Genomic DNA, 24,854 nt, shown 5'->3' on the forward strand with positions numbered 1-24,854 from the left:
CCTCAGGCTTCGGCGTTGGCTTTGATCAGGCGATCGTAGGCGTCTTGGTCCAGCAGTTGGTCCACTTCGGCGGCGTTGGCCGGGTTGAAACGGAAAAACCAGCCTTCGCCCATAGGATCTTCGTTGACCAGTTCCGGATTGCTTTCCAGGGCCGGGTTCACTTCGAGCACTTCACCGTCCAATGGCATGTAGACACCGCTGGCGGCTTTCACCGATTCCACGGTGGAGGCTTCGGCACCCTTGTCGTAGCTTTGCAGTTCCGGTAACTGAACATAGACCACATCGCCCAAGGCGTTCTGGGCAAACGCAGTAATACCGACAGTAACGCTGCCGTCGGCTTCGGCGCGCAGCCATTCGTGATCTTCAGTGAAACGCAACTCGCTCATGGAAACTCCTGGGGCCAGATTCGTCTGGTGGACGCGAAGAAAGGCGCGGGGCTTGGCCCGGCCGAATGGTTATACCCATAGCAAGAATGCGGCCAATGTTATTAATGGCTTATATATCAATGGGTTGAGTGGAGATGTCGAGATGTGGATTGGCTTGGCTGTAGCGAAATCGCTACAGCTGCAGGCCTGGAAAAAATCGTTGTGGGATCAAAGCCTTGCACCATGCAGGTTAGCGCGGCGTGTAGCGATATCGTTCCGCTGTAGCGCTTTCAGTACAGTGGAGGTCGTTTTTGACGCGATTTCGACCACAGCTCAGAACCTCTGTGGGAGCGGGCTTGCTCGCGAAGACGGTGTGCCAGCCAAGTTGATGTTGACTGACACACCGTCTTCGCGAGCAAGCCCGCTCCCACAGGTCGCCGAGTAAAGCTATGGCTTCCCGGAAATACCGTACTTGCGCAACCGATGGGCAATCGCGGTATGTGAGGTCTGCAGGCGGCTGGCCAACTGGCGGGTGGACGGGTAGTTGGCATACAAACTTTCAAGCAGGTGCTTCTCGAAGCTTTCCACAGCCTGTTCCAGGCTCTCGACTTCCACATCACCTTGGCGCGCCACCGAGGTGCCGGCGATGTCGAGGTCGCCGATGTCCACCAGGCTGCTTTCGCAGATGGCGGCGGCGCGGAAGATCACGTTCTGCAATTGCCGCACGTTGCCCGGCCAGCGATTGCCCAACAGTGCCGGATACGTGCCGGGAGCGAGGCGGCAGACCGGGCGCTGGATCTGCGCGCAGGCCTGCTGCATGAAATAACGCGCCAGCAGCAGGATGTCCTGGCCGCGCTCACGCAGCGGCGGCACTTCGACGTTGAGCACGTTCAGGCGATAAAACAGGTCTTCGCGGAACGAGCCTTCGCTGACCATTTTCTCCAGGTTGCGGTGGGTGGCGCTGAGGATCCGTACGTTGACCTTGATTTCCCGGTCGCCGCCCACCCGGCGGAAGCTGCCATCATTCAGGAAACGCAGCAACTTGGCTTGCAGGTACGGCGACATCTCGCCAATTTCATCGAGGAACACCGTGCCTTGGTTCGCCAGCTCCATCAGCCCTGGCTTGCCGCCCCGTTGTGCGCCGGTGAAGGCGCCGGGGGCGTAGCCGAACAGTTCGCTTTCGGCCAGGTTCTCCGGCAGCGCGGCGCAGTTCAGGGCCAGGAACGGCGCGCTGTGACGGGCGCTGATGGCGTGGCAAGCCCGGGCCACCAGTTCCTTGCCGGTGCCGGTTTCGCCCTGGATCAGCAACGGTGCATCCAGGGCCGCGACGCGCTGGGCCCGGGCCTTGAGGGTGCGGATCGCCGGGGATTCGCCCAGCAGCGCGTCGAAACCTTCGGCGTGATCGTGATGCAGGGCCGACAGGCGCTCGCCGATGCGGTTGGGCTGATAAAGCGTCAGCAGCGCGCCGGCATCGGTGATGGGCGTGGCATCCAGGAGCAAGGTCTGGCCGTTGAGGGTGATTTCTCGAAGCGGCAAGCGGAAACCGTTCTCCAGCAGGGCGCCGAGCAATGCCTCGTCACCGAACAGCTCGGCCACGCTTTCCCCGGCCGGTTCACGCCCGTACAGGGCAATCAGCGCCGGGTTGGCCAGCAACACCTTGCCGGCGCTGTCCAGGGCCAGCACCGGGTCGGTCATGGCGGCCAGCAAGGCATCGAGCTGCAAGTGCCGGCGCTGGCCCGGCAGGATGTCCACCACGGTAACGGCCTGCACGCCGCGCACGCTGAACAACGCCTCGCGCAACTCGTCGAGCACTTGCGGGCTGAGGGTCGGGGCGTCGATGTAGACGTTGGGCGGCACCATCTCCACGGCATCCAGGTTGAGATTGCGCCCACCGAGCAAGGCCAGGACTTCCTGGGTGATGCCGACGCGGTCGATGAAACTGACGTGGATACGCATGGGGCGGTTTAGGGTTCTGGAGTGCGGAGGGTGGCCAGTATGCCTTGGGGCGGGCTGTTGGTGAAATCCCGACGCAGCCTTGAGAGCAACGGTGCCCCCCCCTGTGGGAGCGGGCTTGCTCGCGAAGGCGGTGTACCAGTCGACATCTAATTGGCTGACACTACGCCTTCGCGAGCAAGCCCGCTCCCACAGGAGATCGGAGGTGAGACGGGTATCGTTTACAACCCCACATCCCACTCAGGCGTCTCAGGAAACTTCAACACCAGAAAATCCAGCAGGCTGCGCAACGCCGACGGCATGTGCTTGCGTGAGGCGTACACCGCGTACATGTTCATCCGGCGCGGTTCGGCGTGGCCCAGCAGGCGCACCAGTTCACCGCTCTGGATATGCGGGCCAGCCTGGTAGCTGGGCAGCATCGCCACGCCCGCGCCGGCTATCGTGGCCTGGAGCAAGGTGCTGGCTTCGTTGGCGCTGATATTGCCTTGCACCGGCACCGCGACCGGCTCGCCGTCTTGCTCGAAATGCCACAGGCTCTTGCCAACGTAGGAATGGGTCAGGCAGTTGTGCCGGCTCAGGTCTTCCACGCGCAGCGGTGTCGAGTGCTCACGCAGATACCGCGGCGACGCGCAGATCACCGAGCGGCAGACGGTAAGGCGGCGGGCGATCAGGTTCGGGTCCAGGTCGTTGCTCATGCGGATCGCCAGGTCGATGCGTTCATCCACCAGGTTGACGGTGCGGTCGAGCATCTGCAGGTCGACGCTCACCCCTGGGTAGCGCTTGACGTATTCGGCCATGGCGCTCGCCAGTTGGGCCTGGCCGAACGAGGTGCTGGCACTGATGCGCAACATGCCCCGTGGCGCGTCGTCCGGGGTGCCGACGGCGGCTTGCATGTCGCCGGACAACTCCAGCATTTGCCGGCAGCGCGGCAGGATCTCCGTGCCGGCGGCGGTCAGGCTCAGTTTGCGCGTGGTGCGGTGCATCAGCCGGGCACCGACCCAGTCTTCCAGCTCCGCCAGGTAGCGTGACACCACCGGCCGCGACAGGTCCAGGTGCTCGGCCGCCGCTGACTGGCTACCGAGGTCGACCACCGTGACGAACACCCGCATTGCTTGTAGACGATCCATGATTTGCCCGCTTTCAGAAACAAACTATGTCCCAGCATCGCATTTTTTGTAACGAGTCAGGCAACTAAGCTCAGTCACATCCCCTGACGGGTTTTTGGACAACGGAGCACACCATGACCGGACTTATCCCACTCAAGCGCCTGCTGCTGGCCACCGCCGCCCTGGCCTTCACCGCCCAGGGCTGGGCCGCCGATTTGACGCTCGACGTCTACAACCCCGGTGCGGCGGCGGTTTTTCCAGTGACGTCGGTGTTGGTCAGCGGTGAGAAGGAGGCGATTTTGGTGGACGCCCAGTTCGGCAAGACCCAGGCCGAGCAGGTGGTGGAGAAAATCCGCGCCAGTGGCAAACGGCTGACCACGATCTACATCAGCCATGGCGATCCTGACTACTATTTTGGCTTGGAAACCCTCACCGCCGCGTTCCCTGAGGCCAAGGTGCTGGCGTCGGCGCCGACCGTCGAACACATCAAGCACACCCTGGACGGCAAGCTGAAATATTGGGGGCCGATCCTGAAGACCGATGCACCCACCAAGGCCATCGTGCCCCAGGTGTTGAAGGGCGACAGCCTGACCCTGGAAGGCCGGCGCCTGCAGATCGTCGGCCTCGATGGCCCGCAACCGGACCGCAGTTTCGTCTGGATTCCATCGATCAAGGCGGTGGTTGGCGGTGTCGTGGTGGCCGAGAACATTCATGTGTGGATGGCCGACACCCAGACGCCGAAGTCTCACAAGGATTGGCTGGCGACCCTCGCCACCATTGAAAAACTGCAACCGAGCACGGTGATTCCGGGTCACTACTTGGGCGACAGCGTCCGTTCCCTGGCTCCGGTGCGCTTCACCGCCGGTTACATCAAGGCGTTCGACGAAGAAACCGCCAAGGCCAAGGATTCCGCCGCGCTGATCGCCGCCATGAAACTACGCTATCCGAACTTGGGTGAAGACAGTTCCCTGGAACTCAGTGCCAAGGTGGCGAAAGGCGAGATGAAGTGGTGAGGTATTGAGACAGCGATGAGGCTGGTCTGATGCGCTTTTGTGGCGAGGGAGCTTGCTCCCGCTGGGCTGCGCAGCGGCCCCAATACCAGACAGTGAGTCGTACCTGGCGCTCCGCATGAGCATTTTTGCGACTGCTGCGCAGCCGAGCGGGAGCAAGCTCCCTCGCCACAAGGGCTTCATTTCAAGCCACAAAGGCTCATGTCACTTGGAAATATTCAAGCAACTGCTTCAGTAGCATCTTGTGTAATCAACGGAGAATACCATGAGCAAAATCGCAATCATCGGCGCCACCGGGCGTGCGGGTAGCCAGCTGTTGGAAGAGGCCTTGCGCCGTGGTCACAGCGTAACGGCCATTGCCCGCAACACCGCGAAAATCGGCGAAAGGACCGGGGTGGTCAGCAAACAGCTGGATGTATTGGACAGCGAGGCGTTGACTGCGGCCATCGCCGGCCACGACGTGGTGATCAGTGCCGCGCACTTTGCCACCGTGCCGGCCGACAAAATCATCGCACCGCTGAAGGCCGCCGGGGTCAAGCGCTTGCTGGTGGTCGGCGGGGCCGGTTCGTTGCTGCTGCCGGATAACAGCCGGGTGATCGACAGTGATGGTTTTCCTGAGGAATACCTGGCCGAAGCCAGCGCCGGTGCCGTGTTCCTGGATGTGCTGCGCAAGGAACAGGACTTGGACTGGACCTTCCTCTCGCCTTCGGCGGAGTTCGTTGAAACCGAGCGCACCGGGCAGTTCCGAGTGGGCAAGGACCACCTGCTGTTTGATGACACCGGGCGCAGTTGGATCAGCTTTGCCGATTACGCCATCGCGATGATCGATGAAGTGGAAACGCCGCAGTTTTCGCAAAAGCGGTTTACCGTCGGCTATTGATCACAGAATCAGCCGTGAAGCCGCACCCAGACGCTGACCAGCACCGTCGCCGCCATCAGCCAGGCGACGGCTGCCACGGCCAATGAGGCTTCGAGGCGCATGCGGTCGACCATCACGTACAGCGTTGCGAGATAGACGAAGTACGGAATGATCGACCACATGCCAAACACGATGGTGGTCTTCAGGTCGTCCACCGAGCGGCCCTTGCCGACGATGTAGTGGGCGATCAGGGCGAAGGTGGGGAACAGCGGCACCAACCCGGCGATGTAGTAATTCTTGGTCTTGGCGAGCATCGCCAGGATGACCACCACGGCGGCACCCAGCGCCGCCTTGAAAATCAGATCCACAGCTTCACATCCCAGGTCAGTGGCTCAGGCCATATTTTTTGACTTTGTCGAACAGCGTGGTCTTGGCCATGCCCAGTTCCTGGCTGGCCTGGGTCAGGTTGCCACCGCTGCGTTGCAGGGCGTCCACCAGCAGGTTGCGTTCGAAGGCTTCCACCGCTTCGGCGAAGGCCAGGCCCTGGCTGCCACCGCTGGCGCCGGAGCGCTTGAAGGCCGGCAGGCCCAAGGCATAGCGCTCGGCGACGTTGCGCAGCTCGCGCACGTTGCCCGGCCAGTCATGGCTCATCAGGTTCGACAGGGTCTGGTTGTCCAGCTCCGGCACCGTGCGGTCGAAGCGCAGGGACGACTGCTGGAGGAAATGCTCGAACAGTTGCAGGATGTCTTCGCGCCGCTCGCGCAGGGGCGGCAGCTCCAGGGTCACCACGTTGAGGCGGTAATACAGGTCGCTGCGGAACTGCCCGGAGCGGCCCATTTCGTCCAGGTCGGACTTGGTGGCGGCGATCACCCGGCAATCCACGGCCACGCTCTGGTTCGAACCCAGGCGTTCGAGGGTGCGTTCCTGCAACACGCGCAGCAACTTGATCTGCAAGGGCAGGGGCATGCTCTCCACTTCATCGAGGAACAGCGTGCCGCCGTCGGCGTGCTCGATCTTGCCGATCCGGCGCTTGCCGGCACCGGTGAAGGCATTGGCCTCGTGGCCGAAAATCTCGCTTTCGAACAGGTTTTCCGGCAAGCCGCCGCAGTTCAGCGCGACGAACTGCTTGTCATGGCGCCGACTGAAATCATGCAGGCAGCGGGCGACCAATTCCTTGCCGGTGCCGGTTTCGCCTTCGATCAGCACGTTGGCCGAGGTGTCGGCGACGTTGGCGATCAGCGCGCGCAGGTGCTGCATGGCCGGCGAGCGACCAATGATCCGGCCTTCCAGGGAATCGCGTTCGGCCAGTTGCCGCCGCAGCGATGACACTTCCCGGGCCAGGCTGCGCTGCTCCAGGGCGCGGCGGGCGACGTCCACCAAGCGTTCAGGAGAGAAGGGCTTCTCCATGAAGTCATAGGCGCCTTTTTGCATGGCGCCCACGGCCATGGAAATGTCGCCATGGCCGGTGATCAACACCACCGGCAGGCTGCGGTCCCGCGCCTTGAGACGGGTCAGCAGTTCCAGGCCGTCGATGCCCGGCAGGCGAATGTCGCTGATGACGATGCCGGCAAAGTTATCGTCGACCCGCTCCAGCGCCTCTTCGGCGCTGCCCACGCCGACGCAGGGAATGTCTTCCAGGCTCAAGGCCTGCTGGCAGCCCAGCAGGACGTGGGGGTCGTCTTCGACGATCAGTACGCTCAGGTCGTGGTTCATAGCGGCTCGGCAGGTGAAGGGTTCACCAACGGTAGGTTGAGGACAAACGTGGTGCCACGCTCGAGCGGGTACTCGACGCCCAGGTGCCCACCCGCGGCGGCGGCCAGGCTCGCCGAGAGCGTCAGGCCCAGGCCCAGGCCTTGTTCGCCAGGCTTGGTGGTGAAGAACGGTTCGAACAAATGCTTGCGGGCCTCAGGATCGATGCCGTGGCCATTGTCGCGCACCCGCAAGCGATATTTACCGTCGGCGGCCTGGCCTTCGAGCCACAGTTTCGGCTCGGGTTGCGTCTGCATGGCGTCCAGGGCATTGCCGATCAGGTTCACCAGGATCTGTTCCAGGCGGGTCTGGTCGATTTGCAATTGGACGTCATCGAAACCGCTGTGGATCTGGATGTCGAGGTTTTCCAGGCGTCCGCCCAGCAGTTGCAAGGCGGCTTCGACGGCTTTGCCCAGGCTCGCTCGGCCCTGGTCATCGCCGCGGCGGGCAAAGGCGCGCAGGCTGGCGGTGATCCGGCCCATGCGGTCGATCAATTCGTTGATGGTATTGAGGTTGGTGCTGGCGATGTCCAGTTGGCCGCGCTCAAGGAAGCGTACGGTGTTGCCGGACAAGGTGCGCAACGCCGCCAGCGGCTGGTTGAGTTCATGGGCAATACTGGTGGACATCTGGCCGATGGCCGCCAGTTTTCCGGCCTGGACCAGTTCGTCCTGGGCCCGGCGCAAGGTCTCTTCGGCCTGGCGTCGCTCGCGGATCTGGCCCTTGAGTCGTTCGTTGCTGGCACGCAGGTCGGTGGTGCGTTCGGTAATCCGACGCTCGAGCTGGTTGTTGGCTTCCTGCAACGCTTCCCGGGCCGCGAGACGGGTGGCAATGACCTTGCGCCGTTCGTTCCAGGCGATCAGCAGGAACGCCACCAGGGCGAAGGCCACGGCCACCAGGATGCCTTGGTTGATCGCCTGGCGACGCAGGTCTTCAAGGGGCGTCAGCAGGGTGAAATTCCACGGGGTATCGCTCAAGGGCCGGGTTTGCGACAAATAGCTGATGGCGCGCTCGTCGGACACCAGTTGGGTGTTGGCCGGGAAGGTCAGCTTCTCCATGCCTTCGGCCAGGCGCTCCCGGGCCAGGGGCACCAGCTCGTTCAAAGGGAACCAATAATATTGCAGGCTGCGGGCCAGGCGTTCCTTGGTCTCGTCGCTCAGGGGGCGCACCGACTTGAGCCGTCGCGCCGAGTCGCTGGACAGGATGATGATGCCGTTTTCATCACTGACGAACGCCTCCAGCCGCGCCCGCTGCCAGCGCTCCTCCATGGCTTCGAGGCGCACCTTGACCACGGCGACGCCGATGATCTTGCCCTGTTGTTCCAGGCCATGGGCGAGATAGTAACCGGGCTCGCCATTGGTGCTGCCGATGCCATAGAACCGTCCCGGCTGGCCGCGCACGGCGTTCTGGAAGTAGGCGCGGAAGGACAGGTCTTCGCCCAGGTAACTGTCGACATCACGCCAGTTGCTGGTGGCCATCACCCGGCCGGTGGTGTCCATCACGTAGATGGCCCGGCTGCGACTGCGGCGGTTCAGGCCTTCGAGGTATTCGTTGACGGTCTTGCGATGCTCGGGCGTCGGGTCGTCCAGCAGTTGCGAGACGCTCGACTCAAGCTCCAACAGGCTGGGCAGGTAGGTGTACTTGCTGATCTCGCTCTCGACCGCACGGGCGTGCAGTTCCAACTGGCGCTCACCATTCTCGGCGAGGCCGCGTACGCCGTAGTGCTCACTGATCCAGAAGCCGAGGTAACCCAGGCCGATCATCAACGCAATGACCAGCGGCGGCAGGAACAGATGGCGGATCAGGCGGGGTTTCACGGCGAGTGATGGCGGCGCGGCGCGATAAAGGGTGGGGTCGCATTTCATCACAGAAGCCTTGGGTCAACCAGTGTGGCGGCGGTCGTCCTTCGAACGCGGTCCTGTGGCGAGGGAGCTTGCTCCCGCTCGGCTGCGAAGCAGTCGCAAAACGGTTCATGCGGTATGCCAGAAACATTGCATTTGCCGGTTTGGGGTCGCTGTGCGACCCAGCGGGAGCAAGCTCCCTCGCCACAAGGACAAGCGCGCCTAAAGGAGGCGACGCTTAGTGCTGCAGGATTTTCTCAAGGAAATGCTGCGCACGTTCGGAGCGGGCGCTGATGTCGCCGAAGAACTCTTCTTTCGGGCAGTCTTCGATGATCTGGCCCTGGTCCATGAAGATCACCCGGTTCGCCACTTTGCGGGCGAAGCCCATTTCGTGGGTCACGCACATCATGGTCATGCCTTCGTGGGCCAGTTGCACCATCACGTCGAGCACTTCGTTGACCATTTCCGGGTCAAGGGCCGAGGTCGGTTCGTCGAACAGCATCACCACCGGGTCCATCGCCAGCGCACGGGCAATCGCCACGCGCTGCTGCTGGCCGCCGGAGAGCTGGCCCGGGTGCTTGTGGGCGTGGGCCGAGAGACCCACGCGCTCAAGCAATTGCAGGCCTTTCTTGGTGGCTTCTTCCTTGCTGCGGCCCAGCACCTTGATCTGCGCGATGGTCAGGTTCTCGGTGATGGTCAGGTGCGGGAACAGTTCGAAATGCTGGAACACCATGCCCACCCGCGAACGCAGTTTCGGCAGGTTGGTCTTCGGGTCGGCGATGGACGTGCCATCGACCACGATGTCGCCCTTCTGGAACGGCTCCAGGGCGTTCACGCACTTGATCAGCGTGGACTTGCCCGAACCCGACGGCCCGCACACCACCACAACCTCACCCTTGCTGACCTCGGTGCTGCAATTGGTCAGTACCTGGAAGTCCCCATACCACTTGTTGATGTTCTTGATAGAGATCATACGGCGAACCTTTTTTGCAGACGCTTGACCAGCAGCGAGGCGGCAAAGCTGATTGTGAAGTACACGAGACCTGCGATGATCAGGAACTCATTGGAGCGGCCGATGATGTCGCCATTGGCCCGCGAAGCATTGAGGAAGTCCACCAGGCCGACCGTGTAGACCAGCGAGGTGTCCTGAAACAGGATGATGCTCTGTTGCAGCAACAGCGGGGTCATCTTGCGAAACGCCTGGGGCAGGATGATCAGGCGCATGACCTGGCCATAGTTCATGCCCAGTGCCTGTGCCGCGCCCATCTGGCCCTTGGGGATCGACTGCACGCCGGCCCGCACGATTTCGCAGAAGTACGCCGCCTCGAACATCATGAACGCCACGACGCAGGAGCCGAACGCACCGATCGGCGTGTCTTCGCCGGTGATCCAGCGCAGCACGAACGGCACCGCCAGGTAGAACCAGGTGATGACCAGCAGCAGCGGGATCGAGCGGAAATAGTTGACGTAGGCGCCAGCGATATTGGAGACCAGCTTGTTGTGGGACAGGCGCATCAGCGCAAGGATCGTCCCCAGGATGATCCCGCCGACGACACCCAGGGCCATCAGCTTGAGGGTCATCACCATGCCGTTCCACAAGCCGGGAATGGCCGGGATGATGCCAGTGAAGTCGAATTCCATTATTTACCCCCCACGGAGATCAGGCCGGGCACCGCGACTTTCTTCTCGACCATGCGCATGAGCAGCATCAGGCTCATGTTCAGGGTGAAGTAGATCAGCGTCGCCAGGGTAAAGGCTTCGAACAGGTTGGCCGAGAACTCGGCGGTCTGCTTGGTCTGCGCGAGCAGTTCCATCAAGCCGATCAGCGAGGCCACGGAGGAGTTCTTGAAGACGTTGAGGAATTCCGAGGTCAGCGGCGGAATGATGATCCGGTAGGCCTGGGGCAGCAGCACGTTCCAGTAGATCTGCGGCAGCTTGAAGCCCATGGCGCGGGCGGCGGATTCCTGGCCGCGCGGCAGCGCCTGGATGCCGGTGCGTACCTGTTCGCAGACCCGCGCGGCGGTGAACAGGCCCAGGCACACGACGACGCTCAGGTAGGCCGAGGTGGTCGGGTTCAGGTCCTGCTTGTACCACTCCTGCATATCGGCGGGCAGCAGGTCCGGCACCAGGAAGTACCAGATGAACAGCTGAACCAGCAGGGGCACGTTACGGAAAAGCTCTACGTAGCACGTGGCGATGCCCGACACCAGCCGGTTCGGCACGGTGCGCATCACACCCAGGATCGAGCCCAGCAGCAGGGCGATGATCCAGGCGACGACGGCGATGGCGATGGTCCAGCCCAGGCCGGCCACGTACCAGTCGAGATAAATCTCGCTGCCCACGCCGGTGGACTTGAAGAACACGCCCCAGTCCCAGTTGTAATTCATTAGGGTCTCCCCTCAGATCGTTCGATATACAAATGCCCGCCTGGGGAAGCTCCGTTCCCGCCCGGCTTGGAGGCCAGGCACACGCGATCGGCTCGACAGCCACCGGTTCGAGTGTTTCCAGATTTGCCAGCAGGGAGTGACCATCCCCTGAAGGAGCGGGGCCCCTTCAGGAGATAAGGTTAGTCAGAAATCAGGATTTCTTGTCGTCAGCCGCTTTATCGGTCGGCGTGGCGATCAGTGCCTTGAGTTCGTCGCTCATCGGGAAGTTGAGATTCAGGCCTTTTGGCGGGATCGGTTGCATGAACCATTTTTCGTAGATCTTGTTGATCTCGCCCGAAGCGTAGGTGGCCTTGATGGCGTCATCGACAACCTTTTTGAACGGCTCGTCGCCCTTGCGCATCATGCAGCCGTAGATTTCGTAGGACTGTGGGGTGCCGGTGACGGCCCAGTCATCGGCCTTCTTGGCCTTGGCGGCTTCGCCAGCCAGCAGGGCGTCGTCCATCATGAACGCGACGGCACGACCCGATTCCAGCATCTGGAAGGATTCGCCGTGGTCCTTGGCGGAGATGACGTTCATGCCCATCTGCTTGTCGGCGTTCATGGCCTTGAGGATGCGCTCGGACGTGGTGCCGGCGGTGGTCACGACGTTCTTGCCCTTGAGGTCGTCGAAATCCTTGTACTTGGAGTCTTTCTTGGACAGCAGCTTGGTGCCGATCTCGAAGATGCCAACGGAGAAGGCGACTTGTTGCTGGCGCTCGACGTTGTTGGTGGTGGAGCCGCACTCCAGGTCCACGGTGCCGTTCTGCACCAGCGGGATACGAGTTTGCGAGGTGACCAGGTTGTACTTGACCTGCAGGTTCGGTACGTCGAGCTCTTTCTTCAGGGCTTCGACAACTTTCAGCTGGATGTCATGGGAGTAGCCGACCGGCTTGCCGGAAGCGTCTGCGATGTAGGAGAACGGAATGGAAGCGTCGCGATGCCCAAGCGTAACGACGCCGGACTCTTTGATCTTTTTCAGTGTGCCGGTCAGTTCGGCTGCGAAAACCGGCGTGCTGATCAGAGCGGCAGCAATGGCTGCGCCCAGGAGATGGGGAACGATACGCATCGATGTTTCCTCGACATTGTTTTTTTTATTTCGGCCGGTTCGTCGGCCCTGAGTACTTCGAAATGCCTGGCAGCTCCTGGTGTGTTGGCGTACAGGCATTCGTCTCGAGGAGTGTAGAGCATGAGTCGTGCCAGGCCAGTCGTTTCTGGATAACTACTTGTTTTTTAAGATAATTAATGTTTTGTTTCAGGTTTTGTGCGGCCTGGTTTATCCGGTTAGCCGAACCGATCGATAGGTCTTGTTCGGAAAACCGAATGCCTTGCGCCTTCACACAATCCCTGTGGGAGCGGGCTTGCTCGCGAAGACGGTCTACCTGAACCGATGATGTTGAAAGTGCCGCCGTCTTCGCGAGCAAGCCCGCTCCCACAGGGTTCTGTGGTGGGCTCCAGATAGCGAAAAGCCCCTGAATCGCGGGATTCAGGGGCTCTTCGGTTTAGCCGGGTATCGCTCAGGCCGCTTCGATCTTGCGGCGATTGTGCTCGACCTTATCCAAGTACTGCTGCAGCTTCTGTTGCTCGGCGGGGGTGGTGAACAAACCCAGCTTGCTGCGGCGCCAGAGGATATCCTGGGCATCGACGGCCCACTCGTCGCTGCACAGATAATCGATTTCGCGGGTGTAGAGGCCGGCACCGATGTGCTCGCCCAGATCGCCGAGGTCGTGCACGCCTTCGAGCATGCGCCAGGTACGGCTGCCATAGGTGGTGGCCCAGCGCCGGGCGATGTCGGTTGGCAGCCAGTCGAATTTGTCCCGCAGCGCCGAGCACAGTGCTTGCGGGGTGGTCATGTTTTCCCCGCCGGGGAGGGCTTCCACGGCGGTCCAGCTTCCGCGCATCTGTGTGAAGTAGGGGGCCAGTTGCGCCATGGCTGATTCGGCCAGTTTGCGATAGGTGGTCAGCTTGCCGCCAAACACCGACAGCAATGGGGCCTCTTGACCGCCGCCCGACAGCGCCAGGGTGTAGTCCCGTGTCACGGCCGATGGGTTGTCGGATTCGTCATTGCACAGCGGACGTACACCGGAGTAGCTGTGCAGGATATCGTCGCGGCTGATCTGCTTCTTGAAGTGAGCATTGACCACTTTCAACAGATAATCGGTTTCGCCTTCGGTAATCGCCACTTTGGCCGGATCGCCGGTGTATTCGCGATCCGTCGTACCGATCAAGGTGAACTGATTCAGGTACGGAATGGTGAACACGATGCGCTGATCTTCGTTTTGCAGAATGTGCGCATGCTCGCCTTCGTAGAGTTTCGGCACGATCAGGTGACTGCCCTGGATCAGGCGGATGCCATAGGGCGATTCCAGCTTCAGGTCATCGCGAATGAACTTGGCCACCCACGGGCCCGCAGCGTTGACCAGCGCCTTGGCGTGGATCGAAAACAGGCTGCCGTCGGCACGTTCCAGGTGCAAGTGCCACAGACCTTTGCTTCGACGGGCATTCACGCAACGGGTGCGGGTGTGGACATGCGCGCCTTTCTCCCGGGCGGCCATGGCATTGAGCACCACCAGCCGCGCGTCGTCGACCCAACAGTCGGAGTATTCGAAGCCTTTGGTGATCTCGCTTTTCAGTGCGCTGTCGGCCCCGAACTTCAGGCTTCTGGAGCCGGCGAGTTGCTCGCGTTTGCCCAGGTGATCGTAGAGGAACAGGCCGGCGCGAATCATCCAGGCCGGGCGCAGGTGCGGGCGGTGGGGCAGCACGAAGCGCATTTGCTTGACGATGTGCGGGGCCTTGGTCAGCAGCACTTCACGCTCGGCCAAGGCTTCGCGTACGAGGCGGAATTCATAATGTTCAAGGTAGCGCAGGCCGCCGTGGATCAGCTTGCTGCTCGCCGACGAGGTATGGCTGGCCAGATCGTCCTTTTCGCAAAGGAACACCGAAAGACCGCGACCGGCAGCGTCCGTGGCAATCCCCACGCCATTGATACCGCCACCAATGACGGCGACGTCATAGATCTCGGCGAGAGGGGGCGTAGGCAAGGTAGAAGTGGGCATCGGCTGGCCTCGGGCTCTTTTTCACAATATTTGAATTCGAACATAAATGTTCATTTGCGAAAATACTAGCCCATAAGCACAGCCACGACCAGTCGAATTCGATTGAAATTACTGATCGAATGCGGCTGAAAGGAAAATTTACGAACAAAAAGAGAATTGTGGAATGCTTCTGTGGCGAGGGAGCTTGCTCCCGCTGGATGGCGAAGCCATCCCAAGCAGGCTGGCGTTTTTCTTCAGGCTAACCGCACCAGGCCGATTTTACGACGGCTACGCCGCCGAGCGGGAGCAAGCTCCCTCGCCACAGGGGATCGGGGTGAAGTCAGACCACCTCCAGCCGAATCTTGTGCTGGGTCAATAGTTGCGCCAGGGCCGGCACGGGCTGCTGGTCGGTCACCAGGCAGTCGATCAGGCTGATAGGCCCCAGGCGGACCATGGCGTTGCGCCCGAATTTGCTGGAGTCCGCCGCCAACAGCACTTGCCGGGCGTTGGCGATGATGGCTTGGGAAACCCGCACTTCCTGGTAGTCGAAGTCCAGCAGGCTGCCATCTTCATCGATCCCGCTGATGCCCACCAGGGCGAAGTCGACCTTGAACTGATTGATGAAGTCGACGCTGGCCTGGCCCACCACGCCGCCATCACGCCGTACGTTACCGCCAGCGACCAGGACTTCGAAATCGTCCTTGGCACTGAGGATCGAAGCCACGTGCAGGTTGTTGGTGATGACCTTCAGATGGTTGTGATTGAGCAGCGCCCGGGCGATGGATTCGGTGGTGGTGCCGATGTTGATGAACAGCGAGGCGTGATCGGGGATCTGGGCGGCGATGGCTTCGGCGATGCGTTGCTTCTCGTCGCGCATCTGGTCCGCGCGCATGGCGTAGGCAGTGTTTTCCACGCTTGAATCGTAGGCGGCGCCGCCGTGGTAGCGGCGCAGCAGGTTCACTTCCGCCAGTTGATTGATGTCGCGGCGGATGGTTTGCGGGGTGACGACGAATAGCTGCGCCATTTCCTCGATGCTGACATAGCCGCGCTCGCGGACCAGTTCGAGGATTTGTTGCTGGCGTGGAGGCAGATTCATGGGGCTTCCTTTGGGCTGCCGTACAAAATTTGCCCATGATGCCGCAGGAATCCACTCCCGACCAGTTTCGGAATCTTGTCGGCCTTTATTCCGCGTCTTCGTGGGGCTCCCAATCGCGGGTGCGGCTGACGGCTTTCTGCCAGCCGGCGTAGAGTTTCTCTTTCGCCGGCTCCTCCAGTTGCGGTTCGAATTCGCGCTCGATCACCGCTTTGCCCCGCAGTTCTTCCAGGCTGCCCCAGAAGCCGCACGCCAGGCCGGCCAGGTAGGCGGCGCCCAAGGCCGTGGTTTCACGCATCTTCGGCCGCTCGACCCGGGTGCCGAGGATGTCGGCCTGGAACTGCATCAGGAAATTGTTTGCCACCGCGCCACCGTCGACGCGCAGGGCCCGGAGGCGTTCGCCCGAATCCTGCTGCATGGCGTCGAGTACGTCGCGGGTCTGGTAGGCAATCGACTCCAGCGCTGCGCGAATAATGTGATCGACCCGTACGCCGCGGGTCAGGCCGAACAGCGCGCCACGGGCATAGGGGTCCCAATACGGCGCGCCGAGGCCGGTGAAGGCGGGCACCAGGTACACACCGTTGCTGTCCTTGACCTTGTTGGCGAAGTATTCGGTGTCCAGGGCGTCGTTGATGATCTTCAGTTCATCGCGCAGCCATTGGACCGTGGAGCCGCCATTGAATACCGCGCCTTCCAGGGCGTAGGCCACTTCGCCACGTGGGCCGCAGGCGATGGTGGTGAGCATGCCGTGATTGGATTTCACGGCCTTCTTGCCCGTGTTCATCAGCAGGAAGCAGCCGGTGCCGTAGGTGTTTTTCGCCTGGCCCGGCTCCACGCACATCTGCCCGAACAGGGCGGCCTGCTGATCGCCAGCGATGCCGCCGATGGCGATGCCGCTCTTGGTGCGCCCGTAGATTTCCGAGGACGACTTTACTTCAGGGAGCATTTCGCGAGGGATGTCGAGGATCTCGAGCATCTTCGCGTCCCATTCCAGCGAGTGGATATTGAAGAGCATCGTGCGCGAGGCGTTGGTGTAGTCGGTGACGTGGACCTTGCCGCCGGTGAATTTCCAGATCAGCCAGCTATCGACGGTGCCGAACAGCAGCTCACCGTTGCGCGCGCGCTCGCGGCTGCCTTCGACGTTGTCCAGGATCCACTTGAGCTTGGTGCCGGAGAAGTACGGGTCGGTGACCAGGCCGGTGGTCTGGCTGATGTATTGCTCGTGGCCGTCGCGCTTGAGCTGTTGGCAGATCTCGGTACTGCGCCGGCACTGCCAGACGATGGCGTTGTAGATTGGCCGACCGGTGGTCTTGTCCCAGACCACGGTGGTTTCCCGCTGGTTGGTGATGCCGATGGCCGCCACTTGGTCATGGTGCAGGCCGGCCTGGGCCAGGGCCTCGACCATGACCGCGCTCTGGGTGGCGAAGATTTCCATCGGGTCGTGTTCGACCCAACCGGCTTGTGGGTAATGCTGGGCGAATTCGCGCTGGGCGGTGCAGACCACGTTGGCGTCACGGTCGAAGATGATCGCCCGCGAGCTGGTCGTACCCTGGTCGAGGGCAATGATGTAATTCTTGTTCTGGATATCGGTCATGTCGATTGCCTTGGGACGTAAAAGGAAGAAGCCACGGCGCAGGTTCGATGGGCAAGAGCCTGCGTCGACTGTTTCAGGATGTTCTGGGCTTGCCGTCAATGGCCGGTGTTGCATCCTTTGTAGCAGTTATGGCGCTGGGCAGGTGGCGGGCAATCAACCCGCGATAAGCCGCGGCACCGAGGCACGCACCGACGATCGGCGCAAAAACCGGAACCAGGAAGTACGGGATATCGCGTCCACCCGTGAGGGAAATTTCACCCCAGCCTGCGAAGAAAGTCATCAGTTTAGGACCGAAATCCCGCGCCGGGTTCATCGCAAAGCCCGTCAGCGGTCCCATGGAGCTGCCAATCACGGCAATCAGCAGGCCGATCAGCAGCGGCGCCAGTGGGCCACGGGGCAAGCCGTTGTTGTCATCTGTCAGGGACATGATGACCCCCATCAGAATGGCGGTGATGATCGCTTCCACGAGAAAGGCCTGGCCAGTGGACAGTGCTGCGTGCGGGTAGGTGGAGAACACCGAGGCCAGTTCGAGGCTCGCTTCGGTGCCGCGAACCATGTGCCGGGATTGTTCGAAATCGAAGAATAGATTGCTGTACAGCGTGTAGACCAGAAGGGCGCCGCAGAAAGCGCCGGTCACTTGGGAAATGATGTAGAAGGGCAGCTTGCGTTTTTCAAAGTCGGTGAACAGGCACAGGGCGATGCTGACGGCAGGGTTGAGATGGGCGCCGGAAATGCCCGCGCTCAGATAGATGGCCATGCTGACGCCGACGCCCCAAATGAGGCTGATTTCCCACAAGCCGAAACTCGCACCCGCGACCTTGAGCGCCGCGACGCAACCGGTGCCGAAAAAGATCAGCAGGCCCGTTCCCAGGAATTCGGCCAGGCATTGGCTGGACAGGGGCGGCTGTTGTAAAGCAGTTGTCATTCAAACCTCGGTTTTTTGTTGTTTTGCAGCGCGTTCGATACAGCACGATTGCGCGATTTCCACCGAGGCAGGATCCCCATCCTGATCTCGGGTTGCAGCTTGAGACATGCAATGTGACTTTCAGTTTCGAAAAAATATAGACAAGAAACGCTGGTGTCAAAGGTCGAAAGTGAACCGTCGGTCATATTTCAACTATTCGCGCTGTGAATGACTCGCCTGTTGGCGCGGCGTCGCCGGTCGTTGCAGTGCAGTACCGGAGCCTTTTCACAGGCGATGGCTTAGAATCGGCTGACTCGTTTTGGATTTCCTTTGTCAGGAGCGGTCATGACACCCGCGTTGGATCTGCTTAAGAAAGTGCGCGCCGAACATCGCATCCACAGCTATGAACACGATCCCAAGGCTGCTTCCTATGGCTTGGAGGCGGCGGAAAAGCTCGGGCTGGATCCGGCGCAAGTGTTCAAGACGCTGTTGGCGGCCAGCGAAAAAGGTGAGCTGTTGGTGGCGGTAGTGCCTGTGGCCGGGAGTTTGGATTTGAAAGGCCTGGCCCATGCCGCCGGCGTGAAGAAGGTCGAGATGGCCGACCCGGCCGCCGCGCAGCGTTCGACCGGTTATTTGCTCGGCGGGATCAGCCCGCTGGGGCAGAAGAAGCGTCTGCGCACGTTTATCGACAGTTCCGCACAGCCGCTCGCCAGCATGTTCGTCAGTGCGGGGCGGCGTGGGTTGGAAGTCGAGCTGGCGCCTTCGGTATTGAAGGAGCACACCGGGGCGGCGTTTGCCGATATTGGGCGGACTTGATAGCCGGGTGGCTGCTGCGCAGCCAAGCGGGAGCAAGCTCCCTCGCCACAGGGGAGTAAGGCCTGGTCGGTGTGTTTATCCGGCGCTGTAGGGTGAAAATTCTGCTGATCTGTCTCTGGATAAGCCGTGCCGTTGCACCCATGCTGGCGCATCAGAAAAATAAGGAGAAGTGCCATGCAGCTTGCGTTTCATCAGGTCGATGCGTTCAGTGACCGGCCATTCGGCGGTAACCCGGCGATGGTCTATCGGCTCGACGGCTGGCTTGCCGATGACTTGATGCAGAAGATTGCCGCCGAACATAACCTGGCTGAAACCGCGTTTCTGGTGCGCGAAGGCCAGCATTGGCATATCCGCTGGTTCACCCCCACCACCGAAGTCCCGCTGTGTGGGCACGCCACGTTGGCCAGCGCTTATGTGCTGTTCGAGGTCTATCACGAACCCGTCGAGCGCCTGGATTTCATTTGCCGGTCCGGTTCGCTGAGCGTGACGCGCGAGGGGGATCGGCTGTGGCTGGATTTTCCGGCCGTCGTGCCTGCCGAATTGGGCGCCTCCCTGGCGGTGCAGAGTGCCTTGGGCGTCGAAGCGGTGGATGTGTTGAGTTCCAACGAACTGTTCGTGGTACTGGAATCGGAGCAAGCGGTGCTCGATTGCAAGCCGGACATGGCGGCCCTGGCGAAACTGCCTTGGCCCGGCGCTATCGTCACCGCACCGGGGAGCAAGCATGATTTTGTCTCGCGCTATTTTGCCCCGGCGATCGGCATCAACGAAGACCCGGTGACTGGCTCGACCCATTGCAGCCTGATTCCCTACTGGTCCAAACGCCTGGGTAAACACGGGCTGACGGCTTATCAATGCTCGGCCAGGGGCGGGGCGTTGTTTTGCCGGTTGGAAGGTGAGCGGGTGAAGATTGGCGGGCATGCGACGTTGGTGGCGAGTGGGACGTTGATGTTGGGGGCGCACTGACTTTTGTGGGAGCGGGCTTGCTCGCGAAGGCGGTGTGTCAGCGACATTGATGTTGAATGTGCTGCCCTCTTCGCGAGCAAGCCCGCTCCCACACTGGAGGTGCGTTATCAGTTGGCCGTGCTATGGCGCCGTACACCGCTGTCCACCGGCGGGATCTGCGCTGCCGTGCTGCCCGAGGCCTGGAACAGCACCAGGTGCTCAGCCGCCACGCGGATGCCGACGTCGGCGCCCACCTGATGGTCGGCATGGCTGGGGAAGATCGATTCCAATTGCGCGCCGGTGGGCAACTGCAGGCGATACAAGGTTGAGGCGCCCAGGAAGGTCTTGCCGATAATTCTACCGGTGAGCGGGCTGTCCGGCGCATAGACGATATCGTCCGGGCGCAGCAGCACGTCCACCGCACCGCCGATGGGCCAAGTGTAGGCGCGGTTGCCACGCAGGATGCCCAGTTCGGTCTGCACCGATTCCGGGCTGTCGAGCTGGCCACGAATGAAATAGCCCTGGCCAATGAAACTGGCGACGAATGGCGTCAGCGGTTCGTGGTACAGGTTGTAGGGCGTGTCCCACTGTTCCAGTCGACCTTCCTTGAAAACACCGACGTGGTCACTCACGGCGAAGGCTTCTTCCTGGTCATGGGTGACCAGGATCGCGCTGGTGCCACGGGCCTTGAGAATGTCCCGTACTTCATGGCTGAGCTTGCGGCGCAGCTCGCCATCGAGGTTGGAAAACGGCTCGTCGAGCAACAGCAACTGCGGTTCCGGCGCCAGCGCACGGGCCAGGGCCACGCGTTGTTGCTGGCCGCCGGACAGTTCATGGGGAAAACGCTTGCCCAAGTGTTTCAGGTTGACCAGTTCCAGCAGCTCTTCGACGATGCGGTCCTTGTCCGGATGCTTGCGAATGCCAAAGGCAATGTTCTGTGCCACGCTCAGGTGGGGGAATAGGGCGTAATCCTGGAACACCATGCCGATGCGACGCTTTTCCGGGGCGAGGGTGAAACCGGCGCGGGAGATGGTTTCCCCAGCCAGTTGGATTTCACCCTCATGCACCGGTTCGAAGCCGGCAATGGCGCGCAACGTCGTGGTCTTGCCGCAGCCGGACGAACCGAGCAGGCAACCGATGTCACCGGCATTGAGGTGCAGGTTGAGGTTCTGGACGACCCGCTGGTCCTGGTAGCCGCAGGCCAGGTTGTGCAAGTTCAGCAGCAGGGCGTGGCTCATGCGTGGTGATACGCCGGCTCGACCAGGAACTCGAGCAGGGCCTTTTGCGCGTGCAGGCGATTTTCGGCCTGGTCCCAGGCTACCGAACGCGGATCATCCAGCAGGTCCATGCTGATTTCCTCGCCACGGTGGGCCGGCAGGCAGTGCATGAACAGCACGTCGGCATCTGCCAGGTCGAGCAGGGCCCGGTTGACCTGCAGTGGCGCGAACAGCTCCAGGCGCCTGGCGGTCTCTTCTTCCTGGCCCATGGAGGTCCAGACGTCGGTGCTCACCAGGTGCGCACCGGCCACGGCCTGTTTCGGATCGCGGACGATGGACACTCGGTCCCCGGCCTTGGCCAGCAGCTCGGCATTGGGGTCAAAGCCTTCAGGGCAGGCAATGCGCAGCTGGAAGTCGAATTGCATCGCCGCTTCTATATAGCTGTTGCACATGTTGTTGCCATCGCCGATCCAGGCCACGGTCTTGCCTTGGATCGAGCCACGGTGCTCGAGGAAGGTCTGCATGTCGGCCAGCAACTGGCAAGGGTGCAGGTCGTCGGACAGGCCGTTGATCACCGGTACGCGGGAATGGGCCGCGAACTCGGTCAGGGTGCTGTGGGCAAAGGTACGGATCATCATCGCGTCCAACATGCTCGACATGACGATGGCGCAGTCGCTGATGGGTTCGCCACGGCCCAGTTGGGTGTCACGGGGCGACAGGAAGATCGCCTGGCCGCCCAGCTGGATCATGCCGGCTTCGAAAGAGATGCGGGTGCGGGTCGATGACTTCTCGAAGATCATCCCCAGCACGCGGTTTTTCAAGGGCTCGAACAGTACGCCGCGGTTACGCAGGTCCTTGAGCTCCACGCCTCGACGGATCACGCCGAGCAACTCATCGGGCGTGAAATCCATCAGGGAGAGAAAGTGCCTTGCGCTCATGATTGACTACCTTTTTGTAACTGACCGCAGATGCTCAAAGCCTTGTCTAATGAAAAAACGGGCGAGACCTGCGGCAAAAGCCGCACGGGGCGACGAAATAGGGGAAGGCGCGATCTTATAATTAAATGTCGCGTCTTACCAATAGGGCTACGGTTTTTGGGGAGTTCAGCGAGGCCATCACGCGAATGCGATGGCGTAGTTGAGGCCGGTTTCCTGACAGCAGCGGTCCATTTGTACACTGGCGTTGCTCGGCTTGGCAATCAAGCCCGGCGCGCGCGCGGTGGTCGATGGCCCGTTTATGCCATGTCATTCCATCCTTTCGCCTGTCTGCTGGTGCTTGTGAAACATTTCCTAATGCAAAGGCCTGGGTTATAAATGAGCCTCAGCGGCACAGGAGCCCGAAATGGATTCGAAAGAGCAACAACTGATGGAATTGCTGGGGCTGACCGCACGCTCGCTGACGCACCTGACGGCTTCGGTGACGTCCATGTCATTCGAATTGCTGCGCAGCGATGACGAAGTGACCAAGGCCGCCGGCCGGCGGATGATCGATCGCATGGCCACGATCAGCAGCGGCCTCGACGAGCATTGGCGCTTGATTGGCGAGCTGACCGGTGTACCCATCGCCCAGGAACAAGTGGAAACCATCGAGGAAATCCAACTCCTGGCGCCACCTCCCGAAGGTCCTTGAACGCACCTCATCGGCGGGCCTGATGCCCGGCAATTCACAGGACGAACGTCGCTGGCGCTGCCGGGAATCACGCGCCATAGTTTTGTTCCCGCGGCCGAAAGTGCCCGCCACGAATAAAACAGAGACTGGCCATGACCAAGACTCTCCACCACCGTGCGTGCCATCTGTGTGAAGCCATCTGTGGCTTGACCCTCGAAACCACCGAAACCGACGGCCAGGGCCTGGCGATCACCTCGATCAAGGGCGATGCGCTGGACACGTTCAGCCGTGGTCACATCTGCCCCAAGGCCGTGGCCCTGCAAGACATCCAGAACGATCCAGACCGCCTGCGCCAACCCATGCAACGCGTCGGCAGCGAATGGCAACCCATCGCCTGGGACGATGCCTTTACGCTGGTGGCCGAGCGCCTGGCGGCTATCCAGGCGCGTCACGGCCAGAACGCGGTGGCCGTCTACCAGGGCAACCCCAGCGTGCATAACTATGGGCTGATGACCCACAGCAACTATTTCCTGGGGTTGTTGAAGACCCGCAGCCGTTTCTCGGCGACCTCGGTGGACCAACTGCCTCATCATTTGACCAGTCACCTGATGTACGGTCACGGCCTGCTCCTGCCGATTCCGGACATCGACCACACCGATTTCATGTTGATCCTGGGCGGCAACCCACTGGCTTCCAACGGCAGCATCATGACCGTGCCAGACGTGGAAAAGCGCCTCAAGGCGATCCAGGCCCGTGGCGGCAAAGTGGTGGTGGTCGATCCACGTCGCAGCGAAACGGCGGCCATAGCTGACCAGCACGTCTTCGTCCGCCCGGGTGGTGATGCGGCACTGCTGTTTGGCTTGCTCAATACTTTGTTCAGTGAAGGCCTGACCCGTGACAGTCATCTGCCGGTGGACGGCTTGGACGAGGTGCGCGCGGCCGTCGCTTCCTTCACGGCTGAAGCGATGAGTCCGCTCTGTGCGGTGCCGGCCGCGCAGATCCGGCAATTGGCCCGGGACTTCGCCGCCGCGCCGTCAGCGGTGTGTTATGGACGGATGGGCGTGTCGACCCAGGCGTTCGGCACGCTGTGCCACTGGCTGATCCAGGTAATCAACCTGGTCACCGGCAATCTTGACCGGGTGGGCGGTGCGTTGTGCACCGAGCCGGCGGTGGACCTGGTGGCCACCACCTCGGGCGGGCATTTCAACCGTTGGCAGAGCCGGGTGTCCGGGCGTCCCGAGTACGCCGGGGAGCTGCCGGTGTCAGCCCTGGCCGAGGAGATGCTGACCGAGGGCGAAGGCCAGATTCGCGCGTTGGTGACCGTGGCCGGCAATCCGGTGCTGTCGACGCCCAACGGGCGGCAACTGGAGCAGGCCCTGGATGGGCTGGAGTTCATGGTCAGCGTCGATTTGTACATCAACGAAACCACCCGTTACGCCGACCTGATCCTACCCTCGACCTCGGCCTTGGAAAACGATCACTACGACACCACGTTCAACCTGTTCGCCGTGCGCAACGTGACCCGTTTCAACCGGGCGATCCTGCCCAAGCCCGAGGGGGCGCTGCATGACTGGGAAATCTTCGTCGGCCTGGCCAAGGCCTTCGCCGCCCGGACCGGCAAGGCGCTCAAGCCGACCATGCCGCCGGCACAGATGATCGATTTTGGCCTGCGCAACGGGGCGTATGGCGATGCCTCGCCGCACAAGCTGTCCCTGGCGACCCTGTTCGACCATCCCCATGGCATCGACCTCGGCGCACTCAAGCCCAACCTGGCGGCGCGCCTGAAAACCGAAAACCAGCGGGTGCAGGCCGCGCCGCCGGTGATTCTCGCTGACCTGGCGCGCTTTGCCGCGTTGCAGGCGCCTGAGCCGGATGAGTTACTGATGATTGGCCGCCGTCATGTGCGCAGCAACAATTCCTGGATGCATAACTTCCATCGACTGGTGAAGGGCAAGCCGCGTCATCAGTTGCTGATGCACCCGGATGACCTCGCCGCGCGTGGCCTTGCCGATGGGCAGCGCGTGACCGTCAGTTCGCGGGTGGGGGTCATCGAAGTCGAGGTGCTGGGCAGCCTGGACATGATGAAAGGCGTGGTCAGCCTGCCCCACGGCTGGGGCCATGCCCGGCCGGGCGTGCAGATGACCATTGCCAGCGCACAGCCAGGCTCCAGCGCCAACGACTTGACCGATCACTGTCAGCTCGATGAGTTATCCGGCAACGCGGCGCTCAACGGCGTGCCGGTGAAGGTGGCGGCTGCGTAAAATTGTCCCTGAGCAGCACGTTCTGCTTTCCGTTACAATGCGCCACCGTGTCGACATCTGAAGTCGCAAAGTTTAAGCCGA

The 24,854-nt window shown here is 61.6% G+C and carries 22 protein-coding genes; 6 read left to right on the plus strand and 16 right to left on the minus strand.

What is annotated here, in order from left to right:
• Positions 1–2: 2 nt before the first annotated feature.
• From gcvH to HU715_RS19025, 3 genes are all read right to left on the minus strand, one after another.
• On the minus strand, positions 3–386 hold the full coding sequence (gene gcvH, locus HU715_RS19015) for a glycine cleavage system protein GcvH (RefSeq protein WP_186706340.1): 384 nt from the start codon (positions 384–386) through the stop codon (positions 3–5).
• Positions 387–812: 426 nt separating this feature from the next.
• Positions 813–2,321 (minus strand): transcriptional regulator GcsR, encoded by a 1,509-nt coding sequence (gene gcsR / locus HU715_RS19020; protein ID WP_186706339.1) that lies wholly within the window; start codon positions 2,319–2,321, stop codon positions 813–815.
• A 218-nt stretch (positions 2,322–2,539) separates the two neighbouring features.
• Positions 2,540–3,445, minus strand: a complete 906-nt coding sequence (locus HU715_RS19025) for a LysR family transcriptional regulator (RefSeq protein WP_186706338.1) — start codon at positions 3,443–3,445, stop codon at positions 2,540–2,542.
• Between the two features lie 113 nt (positions 3,446–3,558).
• Between HU715_RS19025 and HU715_RS19030 the strand changes: the two genes are divergently transcribed.
• Together HU715_RS19030 and HU715_RS19035 are read left to right on the plus strand one after the other, a co-directional pair.
• Positions 3,559–4,437: an MBL fold metallo-hydrolase gene (locus tag HU715_RS19030; protein WP_186706337.1), complete on the plus strand. Its 879-nt coding sequence runs from the start codon at positions 3,559–3,561 to the stop codon at positions 4,435–4,437.
• Between the two features lie 262 nt (positions 4,438–4,699).
• Complete coding sequence (locus HU715_RS19035) at positions 4,700–5,314, plus strand: NAD(P)-dependent oxidoreductase (RefSeq protein ID WP_186706336.1); 615 nt, start codon at positions 4,700–4,702, stop codon at positions 5,312–5,314.
• A gap of 8 nt (positions 5,315–5,322) precedes the next feature.
• Here the strand turns inward: HU715_RS19035 and HU715_RS19040 are convergent, their stop codons facing one another.
• The 11 genes from HU715_RS19040 to HU715_RS19090 form a co-directional block, all read right to left on the minus strand.
• Positions 5,323–5,652: a GlpM family protein gene (locus HU715_RS19040; protein WP_167352841.1), complete on the minus strand. Its 330-nt coding sequence runs from the start codon at positions 5,650–5,652 to the stop codon at positions 5,323–5,325.
• A 25-nt stretch (positions 5,653–5,677) separates the two neighbouring features.
• Positions 5,678–7,006 carry a two-component response regulator AauR gene (gene aauR / locus HU715_RS19045; RefSeq protein WP_186706335.1) on the minus strand — a complete coding sequence of 443 codons (1,329 nt, stop codon included), beginning with the start codon at positions 7,004–7,006 and terminating at the stop codon, positions 5,678–5,680.
• Positions 7,003–8,904 (minus strand): two-component sensor histidine kinase AauS, encoded by a 1,902-nt coding sequence (aauS, locus tag HU715_RS19050; protein WP_186706334.1) that lies wholly within the window; start codon positions 8,902–8,904, stop codon positions 7,003–7,005. The genes aauR and aauS overlap by 4 nt, the downstream gene beginning before the upstream one ends.
• 214 nt (positions 8,905–9,118) lie before the next feature.
• On the minus strand, positions 9,119–9,853 hold the full coding sequence (locus tag HU715_RS19055) for an amino acid ABC transporter ATP-binding protein (protein WP_018614195.1): 735 nt from the start codon (positions 9,851–9,853) through the stop codon (positions 9,119–9,121).
• On the minus strand, positions 9,850–10,521 hold the full coding sequence (locus HU715_RS19060) for an amino acid ABC transporter permease (RefSeq protein WP_014339892.1): 672 nt from the start codon (positions 10,519–10,521) through the stop codon (positions 9,850–9,852). Before HU715_RS19060 ends, HU715_RS19055 begins: the two co-directional genes overlap by 4 nt.
• Positions 10,521–11,267 carry an amino acid ABC transporter permease gene (locus HU715_RS19065; RefSeq protein ID WP_053124568.1) on the minus strand — a complete coding sequence of 249 codons (747 nt, stop codon included), beginning with the start codon at positions 11,265–11,267 and terminating at the stop codon, positions 10,521–10,523. The genes HU715_RS19060 and HU715_RS19065 overlap by 1 nt, the downstream gene beginning before the upstream one ends.
• Positions 11,268–11,457: 190 nt before the next feature.
• Positions 11,458–12,372 carry a glutamate/aspartate ABC transporter substrate-binding protein gene (locus tag HU715_RS19070; protein WP_186706333.1) on the minus strand — a complete coding sequence of 305 codons (915 nt, stop codon included), beginning with the start codon at positions 12,370–12,372 and terminating at the stop codon, positions 11,458–11,460.
• Between the two features lie 448 nt (positions 12,373–12,820).
• On the minus strand, positions 12,821–14,359 hold the full coding sequence (glpD, locus tag HU715_RS19075; protein WP_186706332.1) for a glycerol-3-phosphate dehydrogenase: 1,539 nt from the start codon (positions 14,357–14,359) through the stop codon (positions 12,821–12,823).
• A 319-nt stretch (positions 14,360–14,678) separates the two neighbouring features.
• A complete protein-coding gene (locus HU715_RS19080; protein WP_186706331.1) occupies positions 14,679–15,434 on the minus strand; it encodes a DeoR/GlpR family transcriptional regulator in 756 nt (251 codons plus the stop codon).
• 85 nt (positions 15,435–15,519) lie between these two features.
• Positions 15,520–17,025 carry a glycerol kinase GlpK gene (glpK, locus tag HU715_RS19085; protein WP_186706330.1) on the minus strand — a complete coding sequence of 502 codons (1,506 nt, stop codon included), beginning with the start codon at positions 17,023–17,025 and terminating at the stop codon, positions 15,520–15,522.
• A gap of 73 nt (positions 17,026–17,098) precedes the next feature.
• Positions 17,099–17,950 (minus strand): MIP/aquaporin family protein, encoded by an 852-nt coding sequence (locus HU715_RS19090; RefSeq protein ID WP_186706329.1) that lies wholly within the window; start codon positions 17,948–17,950, stop codon positions 17,099–17,101.
• Between the two features lie 324 nt (positions 17,951–18,274).
• Here HU715_RS19090 and ybaK point away from each other — a divergent pair, with 324 nt between their 5' ends.
• Together ybaK and HU715_RS19100 are read left to right on the plus strand one after the other, a co-directional pair.
• On the plus strand, positions 18,275–18,745 hold the full coding sequence (ybaK, locus tag HU715_RS19095; protein WP_186706328.1) for a Cys-tRNA(Pro) deacylase: 471 nt from the start codon (positions 18,275–18,277) through the stop codon (positions 18,743–18,745).
• Between the two features lie 174 nt (positions 18,746–18,919).
• Positions 18,920–19,708 (plus strand): PhzF family phenazine biosynthesis protein, encoded by a 789-nt coding sequence (locus tag HU715_RS19100; RefSeq protein ID WP_186706327.1) that lies wholly within the window; start codon positions 18,920–18,922, stop codon positions 19,706–19,708.
• Between the two features lie 107 nt (positions 19,709–19,815).
• Here the strand turns inward: HU715_RS19100 and HU715_RS19105 are convergent, their stop codons facing one another.
• Entirely contained in the window at positions 19,816–20,925 is a 1,110-nt protein-coding gene (locus HU715_RS19105; protein WP_186706326.1) for an ABC transporter ATP-binding protein, read from the minus strand.
• Entirely contained in the window at positions 20,922–21,842 is a 921-nt protein-coding gene (gene argF, locus HU715_RS19110) for an ornithine carbamoyltransferase (RefSeq protein ID WP_186706325.1), read from the minus strand. Before argF ends, HU715_RS19105 begins: the two co-directional genes overlap by 4 nt.
• A gap of 403 nt (positions 21,843–22,245) precedes the next feature.
• Here argF and plzR point away from each other — a divergent pair, with 403 nt between their 5' ends.
• Together plzR and HU715_RS19120 are read left to right on the plus strand one after the other, a co-directional pair.
• Complete coding sequence (gene plzR / locus HU715_RS19115; protein WP_053124551.1) at positions 22,246–22,533, plus strand: PlzR type 4 pili assembly inhibitor; 288 nt, start codon at positions 22,246–22,248, stop codon at positions 22,531–22,533.
• 131 nt (positions 22,534–22,664) lie between these two features.
• Positions 22,665–24,773, plus strand: a complete 2,109-nt coding sequence (locus HU715_RS19120) for a molybdopterin oxidoreductase family protein (protein ID WP_186706324.1) — start codon at positions 22,665–22,667, stop codon at positions 24,771–24,773.
• Positions 24,774–24,854 lie beyond the last annotated feature (81 nt).

This window comes from Pseudomonas zanjanensis (assembly GCF_014268745.2).
Taxonomy (GTDB): domain Bacteria; phylum Pseudomonadota; class Gammaproteobacteria; order Pseudomonadales; family Pseudomonadaceae; genus Aquipseudomonas; species Aquipseudomonas zanjanensis.